Source organism: Neobacillus drentensis (genome assembly GCF_036965645.1).
In the GTDB taxonomy this organism is placed as follows: Bacteria; Bacillota; Bacilli; order Bacillales; family Cytobacillaceae; genus Neobacillus; species Neobacillus drentensis_D.
In genome coordinates, this window is record NZ_JBALPZ010000053.1 from 1 (window position 1) to 26,923 (window position 26,923).

Annotated in this window: 23 protein-coding genes; all 23 read left to right on the forward strand. The window is 39.2% G+C overall.

All coding sequences use genetic code 11. From position 1 onward, the window contains the following. The first annotated feature begins 255 nt into the window (after positions 1 to 255). The 23 genes from topA (at position 256) to ribF (ending at position 26,863) form a co-directional block, all read left to right on the forward strand. Complete coding sequence (gene topA, locus V7266_RS11000; RefSeq protein ID WP_335467935.1) at positions 256 to 2,337, forward strand: type I DNA topoisomerase; 2,082 nt, start codon at positions 256 to 258, stop codon at positions 2,335 to 2,337. Between the two features lie 176 nt (positions 2,338 to 2,513). Then, complete coding sequence (gene trmFO, locus V7266_RS11005) at positions 2,514 to 3,821, forward strand: FADH(2)-oxidizing methylenetetrahydrofolate--tRNA-(uracil(54)-C(5))-methyltransferase TrmFO (protein ID WP_335467936.1); 1,308 nt, start codon at positions 2,514 to 2,516, stop codon at positions 3,819 to 3,821. Positions 3,822 to 4,082: 261 nt separating this feature from the next. Further along, entirely contained in the window at positions 4,083 to 4,625 is a 543-nt protein-coding gene (gene hslV, locus V7266_RS11010; protein WP_160719993.1) for an ATP-dependent protease subunit HslV, read from the forward strand. Positions 4,626 to 4,644: 19 nt separating this feature from the next. Continuing rightward, positions 4,645 to 6,045: an HslU--HslV peptidase ATPase subunit gene (gene hslU, locus V7266_RS11015; protein WP_335467937.1), complete on the forward strand. Its 1,401-nt coding sequence runs from the start codon at positions 4,645 to 4,647 to the stop codon at positions 6,043 to 6,045. A gap of 112 nt (positions 6,046 to 6,157) precedes the next feature. Then, positions 6,158 to 6,937, forward strand: coding sequence for a GTP-sensing pleiotropic transcriptional regulator CodY (gene codY, locus V7266_RS11020; protein WP_205180962.1), 780 nt, complete (start codon positions 6,158 to 6,160; stop codon positions 6,935 to 6,937). Positions 6,938 to 7,138: 201 nt separating this feature from the next. Further along, positions 7,139 to 7,843: a 30S ribosomal protein S2 gene (gene rpsB / locus V7266_RS11025; RefSeq protein ID WP_335467938.1), complete on the forward strand. Its 705-nt coding sequence runs from the start codon at positions 7,139 to 7,141 to the stop codon at positions 7,841 to 7,843. 125 nt (positions 7,844 to 7,968) lie between these two features. Next, positions 7,969 to 8,853, forward strand: coding sequence for a translation elongation factor Ts (tsf, locus tag V7266_RS11030; RefSeq protein ID WP_335467939.1), 885 nt, complete (start codon positions 7,969 to 7,971; stop codon positions 8,851 to 8,853). A 200-nt stretch (positions 8,854 to 9,053) separates the two neighbouring features. Continuing rightward, complete coding sequence (pyrH, locus tag V7266_RS11035; protein WP_335467940.1) at positions 9,054 to 9,779, forward strand: UMP kinase; 726 nt, start codon at positions 9,054 to 9,056, stop codon at positions 9,777 to 9,779. Further along, positions 9,779 to 10,336, forward strand: a complete 558-nt coding sequence (gene frr, locus V7266_RS11040; RefSeq protein ID WP_335467941.1) for a ribosome recycling factor — start codon at positions 9,779 to 9,781, stop codon at positions 10,334 to 10,336. Before pyrH ends, frr begins: the two co-directional genes overlap by 1 nt. A 316-nt stretch (positions 10,337 to 10,652) precedes the next feature. Then, complete coding sequence (locus V7266_RS11045) at positions 10,653 to 11,429, forward strand: isoprenyl transferase (RefSeq protein ID WP_335467942.1); 777 nt, start codon at positions 10,653 to 10,655, stop codon at positions 11,427 to 11,429. Between the two features lie 42 nt (positions 11,430 to 11,471). Then, positions 11,472 to 12,266: a phosphatidate cytidylyltransferase gene (locus tag V7266_RS11050; protein ID WP_335467943.1), complete on the forward strand. Its 795-nt coding sequence runs from the start codon at positions 11,472 to 11,474 to the stop codon at positions 12,264 to 12,266. An 81-nt stretch (positions 12,267 to 12,347) separates the two neighbouring features. Further along, positions 12,348 to 13,490 (forward strand): 1-deoxy-D-xylulose-5-phosphate reductoisomerase, encoded by a 1,143-nt coding sequence (gene dxr, locus V7266_RS11055; RefSeq protein ID WP_335467944.1) that lies wholly within the window; start codon positions 12,348 to 12,350, stop codon positions 13,488 to 13,490. 42 nt (positions 13,491 to 13,532) lie between these two features. Then, on the forward strand, positions 13,533 to 14,792 hold the full coding sequence (gene rseP, locus V7266_RS11060) for an RIP metalloprotease RseP (protein ID WP_335467945.1): 1,260 nt from the start codon (positions 13,533 to 13,535) through the stop codon (positions 14,790 to 14,792). Between the two features lie 263 nt (positions 14,793 to 15,055). Next, positions 15,056 to 19,381 (forward strand): PolC-type DNA polymerase III, encoded by a 4,326-nt coding sequence (locus V7266_RS11065; protein ID WP_335467946.1) that lies wholly within the window; start codon positions 15,056 to 15,058, stop codon positions 19,379 to 19,381. A 289-nt stretch (positions 19,382 to 19,670) separates the two neighbouring features. After that, positions 19,671 to 20,141 (forward strand): ribosome maturation factor RimP, encoded by a 471-nt coding sequence (rimP, locus tag V7266_RS11070; protein WP_335467947.1) that lies wholly within the window; start codon positions 19,671 to 19,673, stop codon positions 20,139 to 20,141. A gap of 38 nt (positions 20,142 to 20,179) precedes the next feature. Beyond that, positions 20,180 to 21,304: a transcription termination factor NusA gene (gene nusA / locus V7266_RS11075; protein ID WP_335467948.1), complete on the forward strand. Its 1,125-nt coding sequence runs from the start codon at positions 20,180 to 20,182 to the stop codon at positions 21,302 to 21,304. A 16-nt stretch (positions 21,305 to 21,320) separates the two neighbouring features. Further along, positions 21,321 to 21,593, forward strand: a complete 273-nt coding sequence (rnpM, locus tag V7266_RS11080) for an RNase P modulator RnpM (protein ID WP_335467949.1) — start codon at positions 21,321 to 21,323, stop codon at positions 21,591 to 21,593. An 8-nt stretch (positions 21,594 to 21,601) separates the two neighbouring features. Further along, positions 21,602 to 21,904: a YlxQ family RNA-binding protein gene (locus V7266_RS11085; RefSeq protein ID WP_335467950.1), complete on the forward strand. Its 303-nt coding sequence runs from the start codon at positions 21,602 to 21,604 to the stop codon at positions 21,902 to 21,904. Positions 21,905 to 21,924: 20 nt separating this feature from the next. Further along, positions 21,925 to 24,216 (forward strand): translation initiation factor IF-2, encoded by a 2,292-nt coding sequence (gene infB, locus V7266_RS11090; RefSeq protein WP_335467951.1) that lies wholly within the window; start codon positions 21,925 to 21,927, stop codon positions 24,214 to 24,216. Next, the gene (locus V7266_RS11095) at positions 24,213 to 24,494 is read left to right on the forward strand and encodes a DUF503 domain-containing protein (RefSeq protein ID WP_420491378.1); all 282 of its coding nucleotides are present in this window, start codon (positions 24,213 to 24,215) and stop codon (positions 24,492 to 24,494) included. Before infB ends, V7266_RS11095 begins: the two co-directional genes overlap by 4 nt. A 17-nt stretch (positions 24,495 to 24,511) precedes the next feature. Beyond that, on the forward strand, positions 24,512 to 24,886 hold the full coding sequence (rbfA, locus tag V7266_RS11100; RefSeq protein ID WP_335467952.1) for a 30S ribosome-binding factor RbfA: 375 nt from the start codon (positions 24,512 to 24,514) through the stop codon (positions 24,884 to 24,886). A 72-nt stretch (positions 24,887 to 24,958) separates the two neighbouring features. Beyond that, positions 24,959 to 25,879 (forward strand): tRNA pseudouridine(55) synthase TruB, encoded by a 921-nt coding sequence (truB, locus tag V7266_RS11105; protein ID WP_335467953.1) that lies wholly within the window; start codon positions 24,959 to 24,961, stop codon positions 25,877 to 25,879. A gap of 30 nt (positions 25,880 to 25,909) precedes the next feature. Beyond that, the gene (gene ribF / locus V7266_RS11110; protein WP_335467954.1) at positions 25,910 to 26,863 is read left to right on the forward strand and encodes a bifunctional riboflavin kinase/FAD synthetase; all 954 of its coding nucleotides are present in this window, start codon (positions 25,910 to 25,912) and stop codon (positions 26,861 to 26,863) included. Positions 26,864 to 26,923: the final 60 nt, after the last annotated feature.

Here is a 26,923-nt window from a genome sequence, read left to right on the forward strand (position 1 = left end):
TTCCAACAGATGTTAAAATACGTTTTAAAGCACTAGTAATAAAAAAAATGAATAGAATAAAAAAATTTAAATACTATGTTAAATACCATATAGTTTAAAAAATTTGGGATAAGGCAGTTTTGTAAAGTATTTTCTCCGGTTAAATTAAATAATAACTGGAATTTAGGAAAACTTCTCAAATAGTAAGCAACTTAGAATCGGGCTTTTGCCGTATTCGAGACGCTTTTACACTTTCCCTCTTAAGGAGGATATAGAATGGCAGCAGAATTTCTAGTTATAGTTGAATCGCCTGCAAAAGCGAAAACAATAGAACGCTATTTAGGAAATAAGTATAAAGTAAAAGCTTCAATGGGACATGTACGCGATTTGCCGCGCAGTCAGATGGGAGTAAATGTTGAAAATAGTTTTGAACCAAAATATATTACCATACGTGGGAAGGGCCCTGTATTAAAGGATTTAAAAACAGCGGCCAAAAAGGCTAAAAAAGTCTATCTCGCAGCCGACCCTGATCGTGAAGGGGAAGCAATTGCCTGGCATTTAGCTCATAGTTTAGATGTAGATATTCATTCAGATTGCCGTGTGGTCTTTAATGAAATTACCAAAGATGCTATTAAGGAATCTTTTAAACATCCGCGTCCCATAAACATGGCTCTAGTGGATGCCCAGCAAGCCCGTAGGATATTAGACCGTCTTGTCGGATACAACATCAGCCCGCTATTTTGGAAAAAAGTGAAAAAAGGGTTAAGTGCTGGTCGAGTACAATCCGTGGCGGTCAGACTCATTATCGATCGTGAAAAGGAAATCAAAGATTTCACTCCTGAAGAATATTGGACAATTGAAGGCGAGTTCTTGAAGGGAAAAGATCAATTTAGCGGGGCTTTCTATTCTTTAGTAGGACAAGAAAAATATGAATTAAAGTCCGAAGCCGATGTTCAAGCCGTTTTAAAGGAAATGAAGGATAATAAATTTAAAGTAGTCTCTGTAACGAAAAAGGAACGCCGCAGAAATCCTGCTCCACCCTTTATTACTTCATCCCTCCAGCAAGAAGCGGCAAGAAAGCTAAATTTCCGGGCCAAGAAAACGATGATGCTTGCCCAGCAACTGTATGAAGGGATTGAGCTTGGCAAGGAAGGTACGGTGGGTCTCATTACATATATGAGAACGGACTCCACCCGGATTTCAGATGTAGCTCAAGTAGAAGCGGCAAGCTATATTAAAGCTGAATTCGGAGAAGAGTATTTGAAGAATGACCAAAGAAAAGAGAAAAAACAAACAAACGCACAAGATGCCCATGAAGCGATCCGGCCAACAAGTACCTTACGTGATCCAAACAGTTTGAAGGAATTTCTCTCCCGTGACCAGCTGCGATTATACAAGCTAATTTGGGAACGGTTCCTTGCCAGTCAAATGGCGCAAGCCGTCATGGATACTATGAGCGTTGATCTGCAAAATGGCAAGGTTATTTTCCGGGCAACTGGCTCTAAGATTAAGTTTCCAGGCTTTATGAAAGTCTATGTAGAGGGCACAGATGACCAAGTGGATGGTCCGAATAAAATGCTTCCTGACCTTAAAGAAGGGGATGAAGTGTTTAAGAAGGATATCGATCCTAAACAGCATTTCACTCAGCCGCCGCCGCGTTATACGGAAGCAAGACTAGTAAAAACGCTTGAAGAGCTGGGGATTGGACGCCCGTCTACATTTGCACCAACTTTGGATACAATCCAAAAGCGGGGCTATGTGACATTGGATAATAAACGCTTTGTACCAACAGAACTAGGCGAAATTGTCCATGAATTAATGGTTGATTTCTTCCCAGAAATTCTGGATGTAGAATTCACGGCTAAAATGGAGCAGGGCTTAGATTATGTAGAAGAAGGAAAAGTCAGCTGGGTTCAAGTTATCGATGAATTTTACAAGGATTTCGAGAAACATCTTGAAATAGCAGAAAAAGAAATGCAGTCCGTGGAAATTAAAGATGAGCCAGCTGGTGAGGATTGCGAAAATTGTGGCAGCCCCATGGTATTCAAGATGGGACGATACGGGAAATTTATGGCATGCAGTAATTTCCCTGATTGCCGGAATACGAAAGCGATTGTTAAAGAAATCGGTGTTACATGTCCAACCTGTAAAGAGGGACAAATCATCGAACGAAAGAGTAAAAAAAGACGATTGTTTTACGGCTGTACAAATTATCCGAGCTGTGAATTTATCTCATGGGATAAGCCGCTGCCAAGACCATGCCCGAAATGTGAAGGCTTGCTGGTAGAAAAGAAATTAAAAAAAGGCGTCCAAGTTCAGTGTGTTACTTGTGATTATAAAGAAGAGCCGCAAAGCTAAGAGTGGGGGAAACTCCCACTCTTTTAGTTTTTCTTATAAACAAAAAACTTTTTTGTTCCTGATTCGTATAGTACAATGCAAGATGGACTTATTCTAGGGCAAGGTATATTTAGAGTACTTTTTAATCCAAAATGGTTACTAGTAAATATTTGATAGGAAATTGAGGAGGTACGTAATTGAAAGATTTAACAATAAATGTGATAGGTGCTGGGCTAGCAGGAAGTGAAGCGGCATGGCAGATAGCTAAACGGGGTGTAAAAGTAAAGCTTTATGAGATGCGCCCGGTAAAGCAGACCCCTGCTCATCATACCGATAAATTTGCTGAATTGGTCTGCAGTAATTCCCTTCGTGCAAACACCTTAACAAATGCTGTTGGGGTATTAAAAGAAGAAATGCGAAAACTTGACTCGGTCATTATTGGTGCCGCTGATGCATGTTCTGTCCCAGCTGGAGGAGCATTAGCAGTAGACCGTCATGAGTTTGCTGCGAAAGTAACAGAGATGGTGAAAAATCATGAAAATGTAACGGTCATCAACGAAGAAGTGACAGAGATTCCCGAGGGGCCAACGGTTATTGCAACAGGACCACTTACGAGTGAAGCACTATCTGGACAGTTACAGAGTTTGACGGGAGAAGACTATCTTTATTTTTATGATGCAGCAGCACCTATCCTAGAAAAAGACAGCATTAATATGGACAAGGTTTATTTAAAATCCAGATATGATAAGGGTGAAGCCGCTTATTTAAATAGCCCGATGACAGAAGAGGAATTTAATAAGTTCTATGAGGCCCTTATTTCTGCTGAAACTGCCCCTACCAAGGAATTTGAAAAGGAAGTATTTTTTGAAGGCTGTATGCCAATCGAAGTTATGGCCTCTCGAGGAAAGAAAACGATGTTATTTGGACCGTTAAAGCCTGTAGGTCTCGAAGATCCAAAAACAGGAAAAAGGCCTTTTGCGGTCGTGCAGCTTCGCCAGGATGACGCGGCAGGAACCCTTTTTAATATTGTCGGTTTTCAGACACATTTAAAGTGGGGAGCTCAAAAGGAAGTCATTCGGTTAATCCCGGGACTTGAAAATGCCGAAATTGTCCGGTATGGTGTCATGCACCGTAACACTTTTATAAATTCACCTAGAGTTCTTAAGGCCACCTATCAATTCCGAAACCGGGAAGATTTATTTTTTGCCGGGCAAATGACAGGTGTTGAAGGGTATGTTGAATCAGCAGCTAGCGGCTTAATTGCTGGGATCAATGCAGCTCGGCTTGTAATGGGAGACGAGACAGTTGAGTTTCCTGCAGAAACAGCGATTGGCAGCATGGCGCGTTATATTACAACTGCTAACCCTGATAATTTTCAGCCCATGAATGCGAACTTTGGTTTATTTCCGGAGCTGCCAGTGAAAATAAAAGGCAAGCAGGAAAGAAATTTACAACATGCTAATCGAGCGTTAGAAACAATTCAGAACTTTGTGAAAGTTTTGTAAAATTGTTGCAAGGGCTATAGAAGTATGTTACGATTTATTAGCCCTTGTCAGTTTAAATAGTATGTTAATTGTGAAGTTTTTATTAAACATACTTACTGAGTGTTTACAAATAGTAAGCTATTACGCAAAATGACAATTGAACCATTATTAACTTAATTTCAGTGATTTCGTTTTTCCCGATAATAAGAGGGATTTAAGTACCCAACTATTACATAGCACTTTACTTTAAGCGAAAATTACTCCAAAAGGAGGAAGAATTAAATGAATCAATTTCATGCGACGACAATATTTGCTATTCACCATAACGGAGAATGCTCCATGTCTGGTGACGGCCAGGTGACTTTTGGCAATGCAGTTGTGATGAAACACACTGCCAGAAAAGTAAGAAAGATATTTAATGGTAAGGTATTAGCAGGATTCGCTGGTTCTGTTGCAGATGCGTTTACTCTTTTTGAATTGTTTGAAGTAAAGTTAGAGGAATATAACGGAAATCTTCAAAGAGCGGCAGTTGAACTTGCTAAAGAATGGAGAAATGATAAGATGCTCCGCAAGTTAGAAGCCATGTTAATTGTTATGAATCGGGAAAGCTTATTATTAGTGTCCGGAACCGGTGAAGTGATTGAGCCTGATGACGGGATTCTCGCAATTGGCTCAGGTGGGAATTATGCATTGGCCGCTGGCCGTTCATTAAAGAAATATGCAGGAGAACATTTATCTGCAAAAGAAATTGCAAAAGCTTCTTTAGAAATAGCTGCGGAAATATGTGTATATACCAACCACAACATTATTGTTGAAGAGCTATAACCGGAAGGAGACGAAAAAAATGGTAAAAACTACGGATTTAACTCCCCGCCAAATAGTTGAAAGACTAGATCAATATATAATTGGACAAAAGGATGCAAAGAAAGCGGTTGCTGTTGCGCTGAGAAACCGTTATAGAAGAGGTCTTCTAAATGATAAGCTTCGTGAAGAAATTATTCCAAAAAATATTTTGATGATTGGTCCAACAGGGGTAGGTAAAACGGAAATTGCTAGAAGAATGGCAAAGCTTGTCGGTGCTCCGTTTATTAAAGTGGAAGCGACTAAATTTACTGAAGTAGGGTATGTTGGCCGTGATGTAGAATCAATGGTTCGTGATCTTGCAGAAACCTCTGTTCGGTTAGTGAAAGAGGAGCGCATGCAAAGTGTGAAAGAAAGAGCGGAAGAAAATGCAAATAGCAGACTGGTTGATTTACTAGTTCCATCCGCTAAAAAAGCAGCGAACTATAAAAATCCACTTGAAATGTTATTCGGCGGCGGGAATTCTCCTGAACCAGAGACACAACAGGATGATTTTTCTCACCAAGAAAAACGTAAGATTGTAAAAGAGAGACTTGCTCTTGGACAATTAGAAGATGAAATCGTTACGGTTGAAGTAGAAGAGCAAGCTCCTTCAATGTTTGATATGCTTCAAGGTTCAGGGATTGAACAAATGGGTATGAATATGCAAGATGCCCTCAGCAGTTTTATGCCGAAAAAACGTAAGAAGAGAAAACTAACCGTCCGTGAAGCAAGAAAGGTATTAACAAACGAAGAAGCTGCTAAGCTGATCGATATGGATGAAGTCTCATCAGAGGCTATCTACCGCGCAGAACAAACTGGAATTATCTTTATTGATGAAATTGATAAAATTGCCAGCAAAAATTCCGGAGGATCATCGGCTGATGTTTCAAGAGAAGGGGTACAGCGAGATATCCTGCCAGTGGTAGAGGGTTCAACAGTGGTTACAAAATACGGCTCGATTAAAACTGACCATATTTTATTTATTGCTGCTGGTGCCTTTCATATAGCCAAACCATCGGATTTAATACCAGAACTTCAAGGTCGTTTTCCAATCCGCGTTGAACTTACAAAATTAACGGTGGAGGACTTTTTTAGGATTTTGATAGAGCCAGATAATGCCTTAATTAAACAATATCAAGCATTATTGGAAACGGAAGGTATACAAATTGAATTTTCTGACGATGCTATTCGTAGAATCGCTGAAGTAGCATTTGAAGTGAATCAAAACACTGACAATATTGGGGCTAGACGTCTCCATACGATTCTTGAAAAGCTGTTAGAGGATCTATCCTTTGAAGCACCTGAAATCACAATGGAGAAAATTACCATCACGCCAAAATATGTAGATGATAAGCTTGGGGCTATTTCAAAGAACAAAGATCTAAGCCAATTCATTCTTTAGGAATGCTGCTTTTTGAATATTTCAGGAGATGCCATTCTTAAATAATACACATACAGGAAATTGTTTTATAAATAATTTAATAATGGTTGTAGTTACTAGGAGGAAGAAACAGATGGATTTACTTACAAAAACTAGACGTATTAATGTCTTACTACAGAAGGCAGCAGGAAAGCCTGTTAATTTTAAAGAAATGTCGGAAACATTAAGTGAAACAATTGAGGCAAATGTTTACATTGTAAGCCGCCGCGGAAAGCTTTTAGGTTTTTCAATTTATCAGCAAATTGAAAATGAACGTATTAAGAAAATGTTTGAAGATCGTCAATTTCCTGAGGAATACTCAAAAGGTTTATTTAATATTCAAGAAACATCTTCAAACTTGGATATTGAAAGCCAATATACTGCCTTTCCAGTTGAAAATAGAGATCTATTTAAAGAGGGTTTAACAACTATCGTGCCGATCATTGGTGGAGGCGAACGTCTTGGTACATTAATTTTAGCAAGACTACAAGAAAAATTTCATGATGATGATTTGATCTTAGCGGAATATGGTGCAACGGTCGTAGGTATGGAAATATTACGTGAAAAATCAGAAGAAATTGAAGAAGAAGCAAGAAGCAAAGCTGTTGTTCAAATGGCAATCAGCTCATTGTCTTATAGTGAATTAGAAGCAATTGAACATATTTTTGAAGAACTTAATGGCCATGAGGGCTTGCTGGTTGCTTCAAAAATAGCAGATCGGGTTGGGATAACACGTTCAGTTATTGTCAATGCACTAAGAAAACTTGAAAGTGCAGGGGTTATTGAGTCACGCTCACTTGGTATGAAAGGTACGTATATCAAGGTTCTTAATGATAAGTTCCTTGTGGAGCTTGATAAGTTAAGACAACACTAATCACTCGGGTCCCCAGTTTGAGAAAATTGGGGACTTTATTTTTTATAAAGTATTTCTTGATTGTTATATTTACTTATGCTATATTATTTCATGGTGTTAATACACACGCTTGTTGATTTAAATGGATGGTGCTGAAAATATCAGTTTCTATTTAAAAATGAGACGAGCGGAGGAAAACAAACCACTAGGAGGAAAAAACACATGTCAGTTATTTCAATGAAACAATTGCTTGAAGCTGGTGTACATTTCGGACACCAAACTCGCCGTTGGAACCCTAAGATGAAGAAATATATCTTCACTGAGCGTAACGGTATCTATATCATCGACCTTCAAAAAACAGTTAAAAAGGTTGAAGAAGCTTATAACTGGGTCAAAGATCTTGCTGGTAACGGCGGAACTATTCTTTTTGTTGGTACAAAGAAACAAGCTCAAGATTCTGTTAAAGAAGAAGCAGCTCGTTCTGGTATGTACTTTGTTAACCAACGTTGGTTAGGTGGTACATTAACAAACTTTGAAACAATTCAAAAGCGTATTGGCCGCTTAAAAGATATCGAAAGAATGTCAGAAGACGGTACTTTTGAAGTATTACCTAAGAAAGAAGTTGTTCAACTTAAGAAGGAACAAGAGCGTCTTGAAAAATTCCTAGGCGGAATTAAAGACATGAAACAACTTCCTGATGCACTATTCATCATCGATCCTCGTAAAGAGCGTATCGCAGTTGCAGAAGCTAAAAAGTTAAACATTCCTATCGTAGGTATTGTTGATACTAACTGTGACCCAGATGAAATTGATGTTGTTATCCCAGCTAACGATGATGCAATCCGCGCAGTTAAACTATTAACTGGTAAAATGGCAGATGCAATCCTTGAAGCAAAACAAGGTGAAGAAGTAGCGCAAGAAGCTTAAGATAGTGACTAATTCAAAAGGTGATAAGGGAGACCCTTTATCACCTTTTTTTAAGAAATGTTTATCTTGTGTTTGAATGGCTAAAGATAAGAAATAGTACATAGATTAAAAGGAGGAATTTTAAAATGGCAGTTACTGCTCAAATGGTAAAAGAACTTCGTGAAAAAACAGGCGCAGGCATGATGGACTGTAAAAAAGCACTTACAGCAACAGATGGTGATATGGAAAAAGCAATCGATTTCCTACGTGAAAAGGGTATTGCGAAAGCTGCTAATAAAGCTGACCGTATTGCTGCTGAAGGTTTAACTTCAGTTGTTACACAAGGTAACGAAGCTGTTATCCTTGAAGTTAACTCTGAAACAGACTTCGTTGCAAAGAATGAAGCATTCCAAGCTCTTGTACAAGAACTTGCTGCACACTTACTAAAAAACAAACCAGCTACTGTTGAAGAAGCATCTGCTCAAACAATGGAAAATGGAGCAACTGTTGCTGACCACATCAACGCTGCTATCGCAAAAATCGGAGAAAAGCTTTCACTTCGCCGTTTTGCAATCGTATCTAAGACTGACAACGATGCTTTTGGTGCATACATCCACATGGGTGGCCGTATCAGTGTTCTAACACTTCTTGAAGGCACTACAGAAGAAGCGGCTGCGAAAGATGTTTCAATGCACATTGCTGCATTAAGACCAAAATATGTATCTCGTGACCAAGTTTCTGCAGAAGAAGTTGAGCATGAGCGTCAAGTGCTAACTCAACAAGCACTTAACGAAGGTAAGCCAGAAAACATCGTAGCAAAAATGGTAGAAGGCCGTCTTGGCAAATACTTTGAAGATGTATGTCTGCTTGACCAAACATTCGTTAAAAATCCAGATCAAAAAGTTCGCCAATTCGTTGAGTCAAAAGGCGCGACAGTACGTGAATTCGTTCGCTACGAAGTAGGCGAAGGAATTGAAAAGAAAGAAGACAATTTCGCCGAAGAAGTTATGAATCAAGTAAACAAAAAATAAGTCAAATATTCTCGAGCTTAAAAATAAATGCTTTATGGGAATGTTACTATTATAGTTTTTAAATAGGGGACACGGTGTGTTCCCTATTTTTGAAGGAATGAATTTTGTATAATATCTAGCTCCAGCGCCTATGGGTTCGAGGGCACAAGCCCCCTGAACAAGGCGTTTGGTGCTTTTAAAATTTTCATACGGAGGTTTATATGAGCGGTCCTAAGTACAAACGAGTGGTTTTAAAATTGAGCGGGGAAGCACTTGCTGGTGAGTCCAGTTTTGGAATTAAACCTTCTGTAATTAAGTCAATTGCTGAACAGGTAAAAGAGGTAGCCGAATTAGGCGTTGAAGTAGCTGTTGTGGTTGGCGGAGGCAATATTTGGCGCGGCAAAATCGGCAGCGAGATGGGTATGGATAGAGCTACAGCTGATTATATGGGAATGCTTGCAACCGTGATGAATTCTTTAGCTCTTCAGGACAGTTTAGAACAATTAGGAATAGAATCACGTGTCCAAACTTCGATTGAAATGCGTCAGGTTGCTGAACCATATATTCGTCGTCGAGCAATGAGACATTTAGAAAAACAAAGGGTTGTTATTTTTGCAGCAGGTACAGGTAATCCGTACTTCTCAACAGATACAACTGCAGCTTTAAGGGCAGCGGAGATTGATGCGGAAGTCATCTTAATGGCTAAAAATAATGTCGATGGTGTTTATTCAGCAGACCCTAGAATTGATGCCAATGCCACTAAATATGAAGATCTTACATTCTTAGATGTCATTAAGGAAGGCTTAGCAGTGATGGATTCAACAGCCTCTTCATTATGTATGGATAATGATATTCCATTGATTGTGTTCTCGATTATGGAACAAGGCAATATTAAAAAAGCTGTTATGGGAGAAAAAATTGGAACTATCGTAAGGGGGAAAAACTAATGCCAAAACAAGTCATCGCTTCAACAAAAGATCGTATGACAAAAGCCATTCAAGCTTATTCTCGTGAGCTTGCGAGCATTCGTGCCGGCCGCGCAAGTGCTTCTTTGCTAGATCGTATCACTGTGGATTATTATGGTGCGCCAACACCCGTGAATCAAATGGCAGGGATCAGCACTCCCGAAGCGCGTTTACTGGTGATTCAGCCATACGATAAGACTATTCTGGGTGATATTGAAAAAGCAATCTTGAAATCTGACCTTGGGTTAAACCCTACTAATGATGGCTCTGTTATTCGTATCGCGATTCCACAATTGACAGAAGAACGACGAAAAGAGCTAGTTAAAGTAGTAAAAAAAGAATCTGAAGAAGCCAAAGTAGCAATCCGTAACATTCGCCGTGATGGGAACGATGATTTGAAAAAACTTGAGAAAAATGGTGAAATAACAGAAGATGCCCTTCGCGGCTATTCTGACGATATCCAGAAGCTTACTGATGAGTTTATTCAAAAAATCGATCAAATTACAAAAGATAAAGAAAAAGAAATCTTAGAAGTGTAAACTGATGTCAGTTGCAGCGCCTAGCCTCTCAAGGTCGTTTCTGGTCTGTAGGGGTGCCAGGCGCTTCCGATTTACAGTCGAGACCCTCTTTATTAGGGGGTTTTTTCACTATTATTGGTTTGTTTGGTTTGTCCTTTAATATTTTCTGAACATTATTCTTAATTACTGTTATTTTACATAGGTTATTATTAGAGATATCTTTTAGTTTTTTTGGTATGATAATATCATCTTACTGAAAAATACCTTTACATATTTGGATATGTGAATCCAAGATTTATTATCGGAGGAAATGATTAATTAATTGAGGAGCAATGTTATGTTTAATAAATTTGGGCTTTGGAAGAAGCCGGCTAACTCTTCCACACTCCGAGATAAAATAGAAGAAATTAAAAAATCGCCTATTCCTGAACATGTTGCTATTATTATGGATGGTAATGGGCGTTGGGCTAAAAAAAGGGCCTTACCGCGTATTGCAGGTCATCATGAAGGCATGAAGGTTGTTCGTAAGACCACCATGCTGGCTAATAATCTCGGGATTAAGGCTTTAACCTTATATGCTTTTTCTACTGAGAATTGGAAACGCCCAAAAAATGAAGTGGAATATATTATGAAGCTTCCGGAAGAATTTTTAGGTACTTTTCTTCCTGAATTAATTGAGAATAATGTTCAAGTTAAAATGATGGGATATAAAGACCAATTGCCTTCACATACACTCTATGCGATTGAGAGGGCGGTTGAAGAAACAAAAAATAATACAGGACTAGTTCTGAATTTTGCTTTGAATTATGGAAGCAGGTCGGAAATACTCGATGCTGTAAAACAAATTATAAATGATAGCAAAAATGGAATACTGATGGAGACGGAACTTAACGAACAGGTCTTTTCCTCCTATTTAATGAGTTCCAATTTTCAAGACCCAGACCTGCTAATTCGTACTAGTGGTGAAATCCGCTTAAGTAACTTTATGCTTTGGCAACTAGCTTATTCTGAATTTTGGTTTACTGAAGTATTATGGCCTGATTTTAATGAGGAATATTTCCTAGAGGCAATTGAAGTATATCAGAAACGACAGCGAAGGTTTGGCGGAATCTAAATTATACCTCTCTTAAGATCATAAAAGGTGTTGAACTAGTAGATGAAGCAAAGAATCATTACAGGAGTGGTAGCAGCGGCATTATTTTTGCCAATCGTATTTTATGGAGGACTTCCGTTTGTTCTCTTAACGTACATTCTTGCTACAATAGGGTTATATGAACTGTTAAAAATGAAACAATTGAGTATCTTTTCAGTTCACGGACTACTTTCGCTGTTATTTCTTTGGGTGATTATTTTTCCAAAGCAATATCATCATGTTCTCTCGAGTTTTTACTATTCGAAAACAGAGATCGCGATTATTGTTATTTTGTTGTTATTAGCTTACACGGTTGTCACAAAGAATCGTTTTACCTTTGAAGATGTTTCTTTCTCCATTCTTTCAGCCATTTATGTTGGAATCGGATTCTACTTTTTTATTGAAACCCGTGAGGCAGGGCTTGTCTATATTTTTTATTCGCTGTTTCTTATTTGGGCAACAGACTCGGGAGCCTACTTTGTTGGTAAAGCAATGGGAAGGAACAAACTCTGGCCGGAAATTAGTCCCAATAAAACGGTAGAAGGATCATTAGGCGGTGTGGTTTGTGCGGTGATCGTTGGAGTATTATTCTCACTGTTTTCAACCACCATCCCTGTTAGTCTGGTCACAATAATAGGGATTACCATTGTACTTTCTGTTTTTGGACAAATTGGCGACCTAGTCCAATCTGCTTTTAAACGTCATTTTAATGTAAAGGATTCGGGTAACATTTTGCCAGGTCATGGCGGGATTCTCGATCGATTTGATAGCTTATTATTTGTATTGCCATTACTAAACCTGTTTCATCTTTGGGTATAATGGATTTGCTTGGAATTGTTAAGCTATAGCGCCTGGTAGTCAAGGGCGCTTGTGCTTTTCTTATCTAGGAGTTGAAGTATTTTGAAAACAATTAGTTTATTAGGTGCTACGGGTTCAGTGGGGATGCAAACCATTGATATTATTCGTGCACATCCTGCAGATTTTCAATTAGCTGCATTTTCAGTGGGGAAGAATATTGATTTAGCCCGTCAACTGATCATTGAATTTAAACCACAGCTTGTCTCTGTCCAAGAATCCAGTGATTGTATGCTATTAAGAGGAGAATTCCCCGGGACTAAGTTTACTTTTGGCAATGAAGGCTTGATTGAAGTTGCTGTATTTGATAAAGCAGATATCCTTGTTAATGCTGTATTAGGAAGTGTAGGGCTGCATCCCACTTTACAAGCAATTGAATGTGGGAAGGTTATTGCTATTGCAAATAAAGAAACATTAGTGACTGCAGGACACTTAGTTTTAGAAGCGGCCAAGAGAAATAATGTACCGCTCTTGCCAGTTGACAGTGAACATTCAGCCATTTTCCAAGCTTTACAAGGAGAAATGGATAAAAATATTGAAAGATTAATTTTGACAGCATCTGGCGGCAGTTTCCGTGATCGAACCCGAGCGGAACTAAAGGACGTCACCGTTGAGCAGGCTTTAAACCATCCAAACTGGTCTATGGGTGCGAAAATTACCATTGATTCAGCGACAATGATGAATAAAGGGTTAGAAGTTATAGAAGCGCACTGGTTGTTTGATGTTCCATTTGAAAAAATAGATGTATTACTTCACAAGGAAAGTATTATTCACTCAATGGTCGAGTTCCATGACTCTAGCATTATTGCTCAATTAGGGACACCGGATATGAGGGTGCCTATTCAATATGCACTTACCTATCCAGACCGGCTGCCTCTTACAAACGCAAATCGGTTGAATTTAGCTCAAGTTGGTAAACTGCATTTTCAAGAGATGGATTTACAACGTTTCCGCTGTCTGGATTTTGCCTATCAGGCTGGTAAAAAAGGCGGCACAATGCCTACGGTATTAAATGCAGCGAATGAAGCAGCCGTGGCAGAGTTTTTACAAGGCAATATTCGTTTCTTACAAATTGAGGAAATGATTGAGAAAGCATTAAGTGAACATCAAGTCATCGATAATCCAAGTCTAGCTATGATAGAAGAAGTTGACAAAGAGACTCGACAGTTTGTACACTCACTACTATAGGAAAGATACTTCCCTATCCTCATTAAAAAGGTGGTTTTACATTTGAGCACAGTTATTGCCTTCATTGTAATTTTTGGCGCACTGGTCTTCTTTCATGAATTAGGTCATTTCGTTTTCGCGAAAAGAGCAGGTATTCTCTGCCGGGAATTTGCGATAGGAATGGGGCCAAAGGTGTTTACTCATAAAAAAGGAGAAACTACCTATACAATTCGTCTATTGCCAATCGGGGGCTTTGTCCGAATGGCCGGTGAGGATCCGGAAATGGTCGAAATTAAGCCTGGTTACCGAATTGGACTTATGTTTGATAAGCAAGATAAGGTAAATAAAATCATTTTAAATAATAAAGAGAAATACCCTAAAGCAAGGATCGTTGAAGTCGAGTATGCTGATATTGAAAAGGATTTAATCATAAAAGGATACCCGGAAGACGAAAACGAAAGTTTGCAGACCTTCCTCATCGATCCAAAAGCAGCTATTGTTGAAAATGGCATTGAATCACAAATTGCCCCAATTGACCGTCAATTTGGATCGAAAACTTTACCACAAAGATTTATGGCCATCTTTGCAGGTCCAATGATGAATTTTGTTTTAGCATTTGTAGTGTTTATTATTATCGCTCTATTACAAGGTGTGCCCTCGAATGACCCTAAATTAGGTGTCATTACTCCGGATGGAGCTGCTAAATCTGCAGGGCTCCAACAGGGGGATATTGTTCAAAGTATAAATGGTTCAGAAATTTCAAGTTGGACAGACGTGGTTGAAATTATCCGAAAGAGTCCAAACCATAAACTTGATTTCTCCATCGTTCGTAATGGTCAAGAGAAAGATATCCAAGTAACTCCGCTCGAAAAGACCGTTGACGGGGAGAAAATGGGGATTATCGGTGTTTATAGCCCTGTAGAAAAATCACCCGTTCAAGCTGTGAAATCAGGATTTACCGAAACCTATTTCTGGACAAAGCAAATATTTGTGATGCTGGGCAAGTTGGTTACAGGTCAATTTTCAATTGATGCCCTATCTGGGCCTGTTGGAATTTATAAGTCCACAGATGAGGTAGCTAAATCAGGAATTTATTACTTAATGAAGTGGGCTGGGATATTAAGCATTAACTTGGGAATAATGAACTTATTACCAATTCCTGCTCTTGACGGTGGAAGATTAATGTTCTTTGCTGTTGAAGCTGTAAGAGGGAAACCAATTGATCGGCAAAAGGAAGGAATGGTCCATTTTATCGGCTTTGCGCTCCTTATGCTTCTCATGCTTGTCGTTACCTGGAATGATATCCAACGATTCTTCCTATAAATTTTTATGAAAATAAGACTTAATTGGGATCGCTGATGCGGTCCTTATTTTTTGTGATATAAAATAGTAACATTCGCTTTTGAGACTGGTCCATTGTCAGCGCCTAGGAAAAAATGAACTACTTTTTCCCCTGGTCAAGGCGCCTGTGCTTTCCTTTTTTGGATGAAGTTTTCAGTCGAAATAAACCGAGTCATCGGTTATCATATGGTATAATTTAATTTTGATATAGATAAATAATAGTTTTTATAGATGGGAGAGAGACGATGAGCGAACATGCCTTAGGCAATAAAGAGCGATTCAAACTCTTGCTCCAGCAGCTGCAATTGGTAGAAGATGCTGTAGTAGTACATTTCCAAAATGCACAAATTGAAAGGCTTCTGGTTGAAAAGAAAGAGAGGAAGTGGCACTTTCAATTTTTATTCGAAAATATACTTCCATTCAATGTTTATCTCAAGTTTACAACACAGCTTGAACGAACATTTTCCAACATCGCAGCCATTTCTTACAATATTCAAGTAACTAACCCAGCCATTACACCAGATTTAATATTAGAATACTGGAATTATTGCGCTCAGCAAATTGATGGTATTTCCCCACCACTTGTAAAACTTCTAAATGAACAAATTCCTGAAGTGAGCGGGAATAAGCTAACGGTAGCAGTTAGAAATGAAGCAGAAGGACTCGCTTTAAAGCGGAAGTATGGTCCTGTAATCGGAAATATTTATCAATCTTTTGGTTTTCCCTTGTTGGCGATTGATACAGAATTAAAAAATGAAGAAAAAAATGATGAATATCAGCAATTCTTACTGGCTAAACAGAAAGAAGACCAAGAACGAGCCCATATGGCCGTAGTAGAGATGCAAAAGAAAGAAGCTGATAAGGGTCAAGGTGGAGGAGATGTTCCTTCTGGACCGCTTTCAATTGGGTTAACCATCAAGGATGATAGCGAGCTTCGCAGCTTGATTGATATCGTCGATGAGGAAAGAAGAGTTGTAGTACAAGGGTATATCTTTGATGCTGAAATAAGAGAGCTTCGAAGCGGACGTTCCCTATTAACGTTTAAAATAACAGATTATACAAGTTCTATCATCGTAAAAATGTTTTCTCGTGATAAAGAAGATGCTGCCCTTTTCCAGCTAGTTAAAAAAGGTTTATGGGTAAAGGTTCGGGGAAGCGTTCAAAATGATACCTTTGTCCGTGACCTAGTCATGATTTGTAATGATATCAATGAAATAAAACCTGCTGGACGAAAAGATACTGCACCTGAGGATGCAAAACGAGTAGAACTGCATCTTCATACACCAATGAGTCAAATGGATGCCGTAACTCCAGTAAGTGCGCTAATTGCACAAGCGAAAAAGTGGGGGCATAAAGCAATTGCTGTTACAGACCATGCAGTAGCCCAATCATTCCCTGAAGCCTACGGCGCAGGGAAGAAAAATGATATCAAAATCCTATACGGTGTTGAGGTTAACCTTGTAGATGACGGAGTGCCGATTGCCTATAATGATGCCCACCGATTGCTGGCGGAAGATACCTTTGTTGTATTTGACGTTGAGACAACAGGGCTTTCCGCTGTATACAATACGATCATCGAGCTCGCAGCCGTTAAAATTCAAAATGGGGAAATTATTGACCGGTTTGAATCATTTGCAAATCCACATCAACGCCTTTCGGCTACAATTATAAACTTAACTGGTATTACAGATGACATGCTTAAAAATGCCCCAGAAGTAGATGAAGTAATTAAGAATTTTTATGACTGGGCAGGAGATGCTGTTTTAGTTGCCCATAACGCTTCCTTTGATATGGGGTTCTTGAATGTAGCCTATAAGCAAATCGGCTTAGAAAAAGCAAAAAATCCTGTCATTGATACCTTAGAGTTAGGACGTTTTTTATATCCTGAAATGAAAAATCATCGCTTAAATACATTAGCCAAAAAATTTGATATTGAATTAACCCAGCATCACCGGGCCATTTACGATACAGAAGCAACTGGCTATTTACTTTTGAAAATGTTAAAAGATGCTCTTGAGAAAGGAATTGAGTATCATGATCAGTTCAATGATAACATGGGGAAAGGGAATGCTTACCAACGGGCCCGTCCTTATCACTGCACCCTTTTAGCTCAGACAGAAGCAGGCCTGAAGAATCTTTTTAAACTAATTTCCATTTCTCATATTGAGTACTTTTATAGAGTACCAAGACTTCCAAGATCAGTTTTGCAAAAATATCGTGAAGGAATTTTAGTAGGGTCTGGATGTAATAAGGGTGAAGTGTTTGAAGGGATGATGCAAAAATCACCTGATGAAGTTGAAGCACATGCCGGCTTTTATGACTATCTTGAAGTAATGCCAAAAGAAGTGAATGCACCACTGATTGAAATGGAGCTTGTCCGTGACGAGAAAGCGATGGAGGATATCATTGGCAAAATAGTAACCCTTGGTGATAAGCTGGGTATTCCAGTCGTTGCGACAGGAAATGTTCATTACTTAAATGAAAATGATAAAATCTATCGGAAAATATTAGTTAACTCACAAGGCGGGGCAAACCCATTAAACAGGCATGAACTGCCGGATGTACACTTTAGAACGACAAATGAAATGCTTGATGCGTTTTCGTTTTTAGGGGCAGAAAGAGCAAAAGAAATTGTTGTCACAAATACGAATAAAATTGCGGATATGATCGATGTTATTAAGCCAATCAAAGATGATCTTTATACTCCTCGAATTGAAGGGGCAGATGAAGAAATGCGTGAGATGAGTTACTCGATGGCACGCAGTATCTATGGTGATCCGCTTCCAGAGATAGTAGAAGCAAGGCTGGAAAAGGAATTAAAAAGTATTATCGGACACGGATTCGCCGTTATTTATTTGATTTCGCATAAATTAGTTAAAAAATCACTTGATGATGGTTATCTTGTTGGTTCGCGTGGATCTGTCGGGTCATCTTTGGTTGCTACCATGACAGAGATTACCGAAGTGAATCCACTGCCGCCGCACTATGTATGTCCAACCTGTAAACATTCAGAGTTCTTTAATGACGGCTCGGTAGGTTCAGGATTTGACTTACCTGATAAGGACTGTCCAAACTGTGGGGGGAAATATCGCAAAGACGGTCATGATATTCCCTTCGAAACGTTCTTAGGTTTTAAAGGTGACAAAGTACCCGATATCGATTTGAACTTTTCTGGAGAATATCAGCCGCGTGCACATAACTACACAAAAGTTCTATTCGGTGAGGAATACGTATATCGTGCGGGAACCATTGGTACGGTTGCAGATAAAACGGCGTTTGGTTACGTTAAAGCCTATCAGCAGGATAATAACATGCAAATTCGTGGAGCTGAGATTGAAAGACTTGCTTCTGGCTGTACTGGGGTAAAAAGGACAACAGGTCAGCATCCTGGGGGAATTATTGTTATTCCTGACTATATGGATGTCTATGACTTTACACCTATCCAGTTCCCAGCGGATGACCGTAATTCAGAGTGGAAAACAACCCATTTTGATTTCCATTCCATCCATGATAACGTCTTAAAGCTTGATATACTTGGACACGACGACCCAACCGTTATCCGGATGCTCCAGGATCTAAGCGGGATTGATCCAAAGACAATTCCAACCGATGATCCGGAAGTCATGAAAATCTTTAGCAGCACCGAATCTCTAGGTGTAACCGAGCAGCAAATTATGTGTAAAACGGGAACATTAGGGATTCCGGAATTCGGTACGCGTTTTGTCCGGCAAATGCTTGAGGATACGAAACCAACGACCTTCTCGGAATTAGTCCAGATTTCAGGATTATCACATGGAACAGACGTATGGCTAGGAAATGCACAGGAATTAATTCATAACCAAATTTGTAACTTAAGTGAAGTAATCGGCTGTCGTGATGATATCATGGTGTACCTGATTTATCAGGGACTTGATCCATCCTTTGCCTTTAAAATTATGGAGTCAGTACGTAAAGGGAAAGGTTTAAGTGAAGAAATGGAAGCAGAAATGCGCAAGAATGAAGTACCGGAATGGTACATTGATTCCTGTAAGAAAATTAAGTATATGTTCCCTAAAGCTCACGCTGCAGCCTATGTATTAATGGCTGTTCGGATTGCCTATTTTAAGGTTCATCTTCCTCTTCTTTATTATGCGGCCTACTTCACAGTCCGTGCAGAGGACTTTGATATTGAAGCTATGTCCCGGGGGTCTGAAGCGATTCGGGCTAAACTCGAGGAAATTAATGCCAAAGGACTCGAGGCATCAAATAAAGAGAAAAACTTATTAACCGTTCTAGAACTTGCTCTTGAAATGACGGAAAGAGGTTACAGCTTCCAAAACTATGATTTATATAAATCAGATGCATCAGAATTTATTATTGAAGGAAATACCTTAATTCCTCCGTTCAATTCCATTCCGGGATTAGGAACAAATGCCGCTTATAATATTGTTAAGGCGAGAGGAGAAGGAGAATTCCTTTCAAAAGAAGATCTGCAGCAGCGTGGTAAAGTATCGAAAACCATCCTCGAATATTTAGACAAACAAGGTTGTCTTGCAGCACTGCCAGAACAAAACCAGCTTTCCTTATTCTAACCTTGTCTCTTCTAGCTACAGCGGCTAGGGGCTCGAGGTCATAAGCCTCTGTGTAAGGCGCTTCCGCTATTGGGGTTTGCATATATACTATGGTTATGGTATAGTTTTATTGGAAATACTAAGAAATACTCTCGAGTTCAAGAGTGGGGAAACCCACTCTTTCGTTATGTAACCAAGCTGCTTTTATTGCATCTTGGTTTTGTTTACTATCGTTTTTAGTGTTATTTGATAAAACTTTCCGTGAACTACATAGAATTTGGGTGAAATAATAGAGAAAAGGAGGTAAAGCATGAGCAAAGTAACGGAAGTTGTTGAAGAGCTGGCTGCACCAATTTTTCAAGATCTTGGATTAGAATTAGTGGAAATTGAGTATGTGAAGGAAGGAAAAAGCTGGTTTCTTCGCATATATATCGATAAGGACACTGGTGTTGATATCGAGGATTGCGGCTTGGTGAGTGAACGGCTTAGCGAGAAACTCGATGAATTGGACCCCATTCCCCATAACTATTTTTTAGAGGTGTCGTCCCCAGGTGCAGAGAGGCCATTAAAGAAGGCAAAAGACTTTGAAAAGGCTATTGGTAAAAATGTATTTATTAAAACCTATGAGCCCATCGATGGGGAAAACAAGTTTGAAGGGAAATTAGTGGGCTTTGATGGTGAGCAGGTTACCGTTGAGGTTAAAATTAAAACTCGTAAAAAAATAATTGAAATTCCATTTGAAAAAGTAGCAAGTGCACGACTCGCAGTTACTTTTTCGTAAAATAGAAAATTTAATAAGGATTAGGGGGATACAAGCAAATGAGCAGCGAATTATTAGATGCTCTTACAATACTGGAAAGAGAGAAAGGGATTTCCAGGGATATTTTAATTGACGCGATTGAAGCAGCTTTAATTTCAGCATATCGCCGAAATTTCAATCAGGCTCAAAATGTCCGCATCGATTTAAATTTAGGAACCGGTTCTATGCGTGTTTTTGCACGTAAAGAGGTCGTTGATCAAGTGTTTGATCCACGTCTGGAAATATCTCTAGAAGATGCCCAGCGGATCAATCCGAATTATCAAGTTGAAGATGTTGTAGAAATGGAAGTAACACCAAAAGACTTCGGCAGGATCGCTGCACAAACTGCAAAACAAGTGGTTACACAGCGTGTAAGAGAAGCAGAACGAGGAATTATTTATTCTGAATTTATTGACCGTGAAGAAGATATCATGACTGGGATTGTTCAAAGACTTGACTCTAAATTTATTTATGTCAGTCTTGGGAAAATTGAAGCATTACTACCTGCTAATGAACAAATGCCAAATGAACGATACAAGCCGCATGATCGCATCAAGGTATTTATCACAAAGGTTGAAAAAACGACAAAAGGTCCACAAATCTTTGTATCTCGTACACACCCGGGATTATTAAAACGATTATTTGAAATTGAAGTACCTGAAATTTATGATGGTACAGTAGAGATTAAATCAGTTGCCCGTGAAGCAGGTGACCGCTCCAAGATTTCTGTTCATTCGGATAATCCAGAAGTTGACCCTGTTGGATCATGCGTTGGTCCAAAAGGAACCCGCGTTCAGGCTGTCGTTAATGAATTAAAGGGTGAAAAAATAGATATTGTTAAGTGGTCTGATGACCCTGTTGTGTTTGTGGCTAATTCACTAAGCCCATCTAAGGTGCTTGATGTTATGGTGAACGAAGCGGATAAAGCAACAACAGTTGTTGTTCCGGACTATCAGCTTTCATTGGCCATCGGTAAAAGGGGACAAAACGCCCGTCTTGCAGCAAAATTAACTGGCTGGAAAATAGATATCAAATCTGAAACAGAAGCACGTGAGCTAGGCATTTATCCACGTGAAGAAACCATTAGACTATTTGACGATCAAGTCGATACTGACATGGATTTTGAAGAAGAGTTAGATGATTAGGTGAGGTGGATGGCGAGTGAACATTAAGAAAAAAGTTCCTATGCGCAAATGTATAGCAACCGGTGAAATGAAACCGAAAAAAGAACTCGTTCGCATCGTTCGTTCAAAAGAAGGGGAAGTATCGATCGATTTGACTGGAAAGAAATCCGGCAGAGGTGCATACCTTTCAAAGAACAAAGAAGCTGTACTCTTGGCCAAGAAAAAAAACATATTATCTAACCATTTAGAGGTACCGATTAATGATTCGATTTATGAGGAACTACTTGAGTTAATAGAGAAGGAGAACTGACCATCCAAATGAAGGACAATCAATGGATGTCATTGCTTGGCATAGCCAATCGAGCGCGTAGAATCATATCAGGTGAGGAGCTTGCCGTTAAGGAAATTCGAAACAATAAGGCAAAACTCGTTTTATTAGCCGCAGATGCATCTGCAAATACAACTAAAAAAATTACAGATAAATGTAATTCTTATCATGTGCCTTTAAGAATGGTGAAAGATCGTTATCTTCTTGGTCAGGCAATTGGCAAAGAAGCCCGCGTTGTTGTAGCTGTTATGGATGATGGGTTTGCAAAGAAATTGATAACGTTGCTCGATTAAATCTAGCGGGGGTGAAATAAATGAGTAAAATCCGTGTTTATGAATACGCAAAAAAACACAATATTTCAAGCAAAGAAATAATTAATAAATTAAAAGAAATGAATATCGAGGTCTCTAATCATATGGCAACAATAGAAGATGCAGATGTAAAAAAACTAGATGCCGCTTTTAACAAACAGGCAGCAGGTTCTACTTCACAGCCCAAACAAAATAACAATGGGCAGCAAAATCGTACCAGTTCCCGTCCAGCTCAAGGCGGTCAAAAACCACAAGTACAGGCAAAATCACCTAAAGCATTTGAGGAAGCTGCAGATAATAATTCAGCACCTAACAAGGTAAAAGTTGTCTCACCACCTAAAAAGGTTGAAGGCAAAAAACAAAATCAAGAATATCAATCAAAAGAAAATAAAGTATTTAATAATGCAGATAAAGCTAAGGCAAGACCTTTTAACAATAACCAAAATCGTAATCATAACAATAACAATAACAATAATAAAAAGAAGAAGGCACACACGCCAGTTCAACAATCGCAGCCAGTGAAGAAAAAGGAAAAAGAGCTTCCAGCTAAAATTACCTTTAGTGAATCATTAACGGTTGGAGAATTAGCTAAAAAGATTTACCGTGAGCCATCAGAAATCATTAAAAAGCTCTTTTTACTTGGTGTTATGGCTACCATCAATCAGGTACTTGATAAAGATGCAATTGAATTAATTGCTGGTGAGTATGGTGTTGAAGTAGAAGAAGAAATTAAAATCGATACAACTGATCTTGAAGTTTATTTTACAGAAGACACTCCTGAAGAATTAGTGGAAAGACCTTCGGTAGTAACGATTATGGGACACGTTGACCACGGTAAAACTACCTTACTTGATTCCATTCGGAATACAAAGGTAACCGAAGGTGAAGCTGGTGGAATTACCCAGCATATTGGAGCATATCAAGTGGTTGAAAATGGTAAGAAAATTACCTTCTTAGATACCCCTGGACACGCTGCCTTTACGACCATGCGTGCCCGTGGTGCAAAAATTACCGACATCACAATTTTAGTTGTTGCAGCCGATGATGGCGTTATGCCGCAAACAATTGAAGCAATTAACCATGCAAAAGCAGCAGAAGTGCCAATTATTGTCGCTGTTAATAAAATGGATAAAGAAGCAGCCAATGCTGATCGTGTTATGCAGGAATTAACTGAACATGGATTAGTATCAGAAGCCTGGGGTGGGGATACTATTTTTGTACCACTATCCGCAAAAACTGGAGAAGGTATCGATAACTTGCTTGAAATGATTCTCCTCGTTAGTGAGGTAGAAGAATACAAAGCAAATCCTAACCGAAATGCGGTTGGAACAGTTATCGAAGCTCAATTGGATAAAGGCCGCGGTTCTGTTGCAACATTATTAGTCCAAAATGGCACACTAAAAATAGGTGACCCAATCGTTGTGGGGAATACCTATGGACGTGTCCGTGCGATGGTTAATGATAAAGGCCGCCGTGTGAAAGAAGCTGGACCATCTACTCCTGTTGAAATTACAGGCTTGAATGATGTACCGCAAGCAGGGGATCGTTTCGTCGTATTTGAGGACGAAAAAACAGCCCGTCAAATCGGAGAAGCACGTGCCCAAGTAGCACTAGTTGCTCATCGCGGTGAAAAATCAATTGTCAGCCTGGATAATCTATTTGAGCAGTTGAAGCAAGGTGAGATGAAGGATCTAAACATTATCTTAAAAGCTGATGTTCAAGGTTCCGCAGAAGCCGTGGCAGCTTCCTTACAGAAAATTGATGTAGAAGGCGTTAATATTAAAATCATTCATAATGGTGTTGGTGCTATTAATGAATCAGATATTACCCTTGCTGCAGCGTCAAATGCAATCGTAATTGGTTTTAACGTTCGTCCGGATGTGAATGCCAAGCGTGCGGCTGAAGCTGAAAAAGTCGATGTCCGTCTGCACCGGATTATTTATAAAGTAATTGAAGAAATTGAAGCAGCGATGAAGGGGATGCTTGACCCAGAATTCCAAGAGAAAATTATTGGGCAGGCAGAAGTTCGTCAAACCTTTAAGGTATCAAAGGTTGGAACCATTGCTGGTTCGTATGTTACCGATGGTAAAATCACTCGTGACAGCGGAATCCGTTTAATTCGAAATGGTGTTGTAATCTTCGAAGGGCAAATCGATGCATTGAAACGATTTAAAGACGATGCTAAAGAGGTTGCGCAAGGTTACGAATGTGGTATTACGATTAAAAACTTTAATGATGTTAAAGAAGAAGATATCATTGAGGCATATGTGATGGAAGAAGTCGAGCGTAAATGATTGTCGGCGTAGCCGAATGTGAGTGCATGATTTATGATGCTCACTCTTTAAAAGAGAAGCGGGCAGTGCTGCAACGGATCATAACCCGATTAAAACAGCGATTTAATGTTTCCGTTGCAGAGGTGGATTTTCAAGATGTCTGGCAAAGAACGAAAATTGCCATTGCAGTTGTGACTTCCACTCGGACTGCCACGGAGCAGGAATTACAAAAAGCGTTAAAACTAATCGACTCATTTCCAGAAATAGAGAGAACGATCACCGAGATAGATTGGCTTTAAGTTAAGAGGTGAAAACAATGAGCCACAGAGCAAATCGCGTTGGAGAACAAATGAAAAAAGAACTCAGTGACATTATCGGCCGAAAAATAAAAGATCCTCGGATCGGATTTGTGACCGTAACTGATGTTCAGGTTTCTGGAGATCTTCAACAAGCTAAAGTATTTATATCCGTTTTAGGGGATGAAGAGCAAAGGGAGAATACACTAAAAGGCTTGGCCAAAGCAAAAGGGTTTATACGGACCGAGATTGGTCACCGTATCCGCCTTCGTAAAACTCCTGAAATCATCTTTGAATGGGATGAATCAATTGATTACGGAAATCGCATTGAGACCCTTCTTCATCAACTGCATACGGATGATGAAAAACCGTACGAAAAGCATGAGGAAGAATAGAGGATAGACATCATGTCTATCCCTTTTTTTAATGTAAAAAATGATCACAAGATAAAAGAAAGGAGCAGTGTAATGGAAGGGATTTTACCATTATATAAGCCTGCAGGACTCACTTCACACGATTGTGTTTTTAGGCTCAGGAAAATATTAAAAACCAAAAAGGTAGGCCATACAGGTACGTTAGATCCAGACGTTACTGGCGTTCTGCCAATCTGTATTGGCAAAGCAACTAAGGTGGCAGAATACATAACAGACGCCGGCAAAGCATACTTAGGAGAAGTAACTATTGGATTCTCCACAACAACGGAAGATGCTTCGGGTGAGGTAGTCGAACGAAAACCAGTTAATCGTGTCATCTCAAGGGATGAAATTTTGCAGGTGTTAAAATCGTTAACAGGAGAAATTGAACAAACACCACCGATGTATTCGGCTGTTAAGGTAGGCGGCGTTCGTCTTTACGAATATGCCCGAAAAGGGATAGAAGTAGAACGCCCAACCAGAGTCGTATCCATTTACTCTATTGATTTACTTGATGAAAGGGAGCAATTTGAAGGAGAAATGATTACCTTTCGTTTTCAGGTTAACTGCAGCAAGGGGACCTATATCCGTACGTTGGCAGTGATGATTGGGGAGATACTTGGTTTTCCTGCACATATGTCATATTTGCAAAGAATTCAATCTGCTTGCTTTACTCTAGAGGATTGCTTAACTTTTGAAGATATTGAAAGGCATATGGAAGAGGGGACGATTTCAAGTGTTTTAAGACCGTTAGAAACTGCACTTTCTCATTTGCCGAAATTTCATATTAATGATAAAGTAGCAGAGAAAGTGAAAAATGGTGCATTATTAGAAACACCAGATTATTTAAAAATAATTAACGGACCAATAATCGCTGAAACGGATGATGGAACGGCTCTCGCTATTTATGCTAAGCACCCGAGCAAGCCAAATCTCCTTAAACCCGTTAAGGTATTACGTAACGAGATTTTATAAAAAGGTACGGAATAGAAAAGGTGAGTTTCATTGGAAGTAATACGGCTTAGTTATCCAATTAATTTAGTTAATACTGAGATCCCTCCTTTGGCCATGGCCCTTGGTTATTTTGACGGGGTTCATTGCGGGCATCAACAAGTAATACGGGAGGCAAAAAGGCAGGCGGACGAAAAAGATTTATCTAGTGCGGTTATGACATTTGACCCGCATCCATCTGTTGTGCTAGGGAAGAATACACAGCATGTTCACTATATTACTCCATTGTCGGAAAAAGTGAAGATAATTGAAGAATTAGGGATTAATTATTTATTTATTATCGAGTTTACCCCAGAATTTGCCTATCTTTTGCCACAAGAATTTATTGATCAATATATTATTGGATTAAATGTACAACACGTTGTGGCCGGATTTGATTTTACCTATGGCCGGATGGGAAAGGGAACAATGGAAACCCTGCCATTTCATTCACGAGATCAATTTAGTTATACGGTTGTTCCAAAATATGTGCAAGGGGATGAAAAGGTAAGTTCCACAAGAATCCGCCGTCTTCTTCAGTCAGGTGAGACCATCGAACTTCCAACGCTGCTTGGACGCTACTATACTACATCGGGTATTGTTGTTCACGGGGATAAACGGGGGCGGACCATCGGTTTTCCAACAGCTAATGTCGATTTATTCGATGATTATATTATCCCGCCAACTGGAGTTTATGCTGTTAGATTAAAGGTTGATAATAGATGGCATGACGGAGTATGTAATGTTGGCTATAAACCTACCTTTAATAAAGAATCGCTAAAACTTTCTGTAGAAGTGCACTTGTTTGATTTTAACGAGAGCATTTATGACAGCGAGGTAGTAATTGAATGGCATCTTTATCTACGTAAAGAGCAAAAATTTGCCGGGATTGCCGAACTTGTTGCTCAAATTGAAAAAGATAAACAAAACGCCCTCTCCTACTTTGAGAAAAATCGACAATCTTCCTAGGCTTGCTGCTATAAAAAAGCATTTCTTACAATATGTTCAGGTTTTAACTTGCAATTTGCC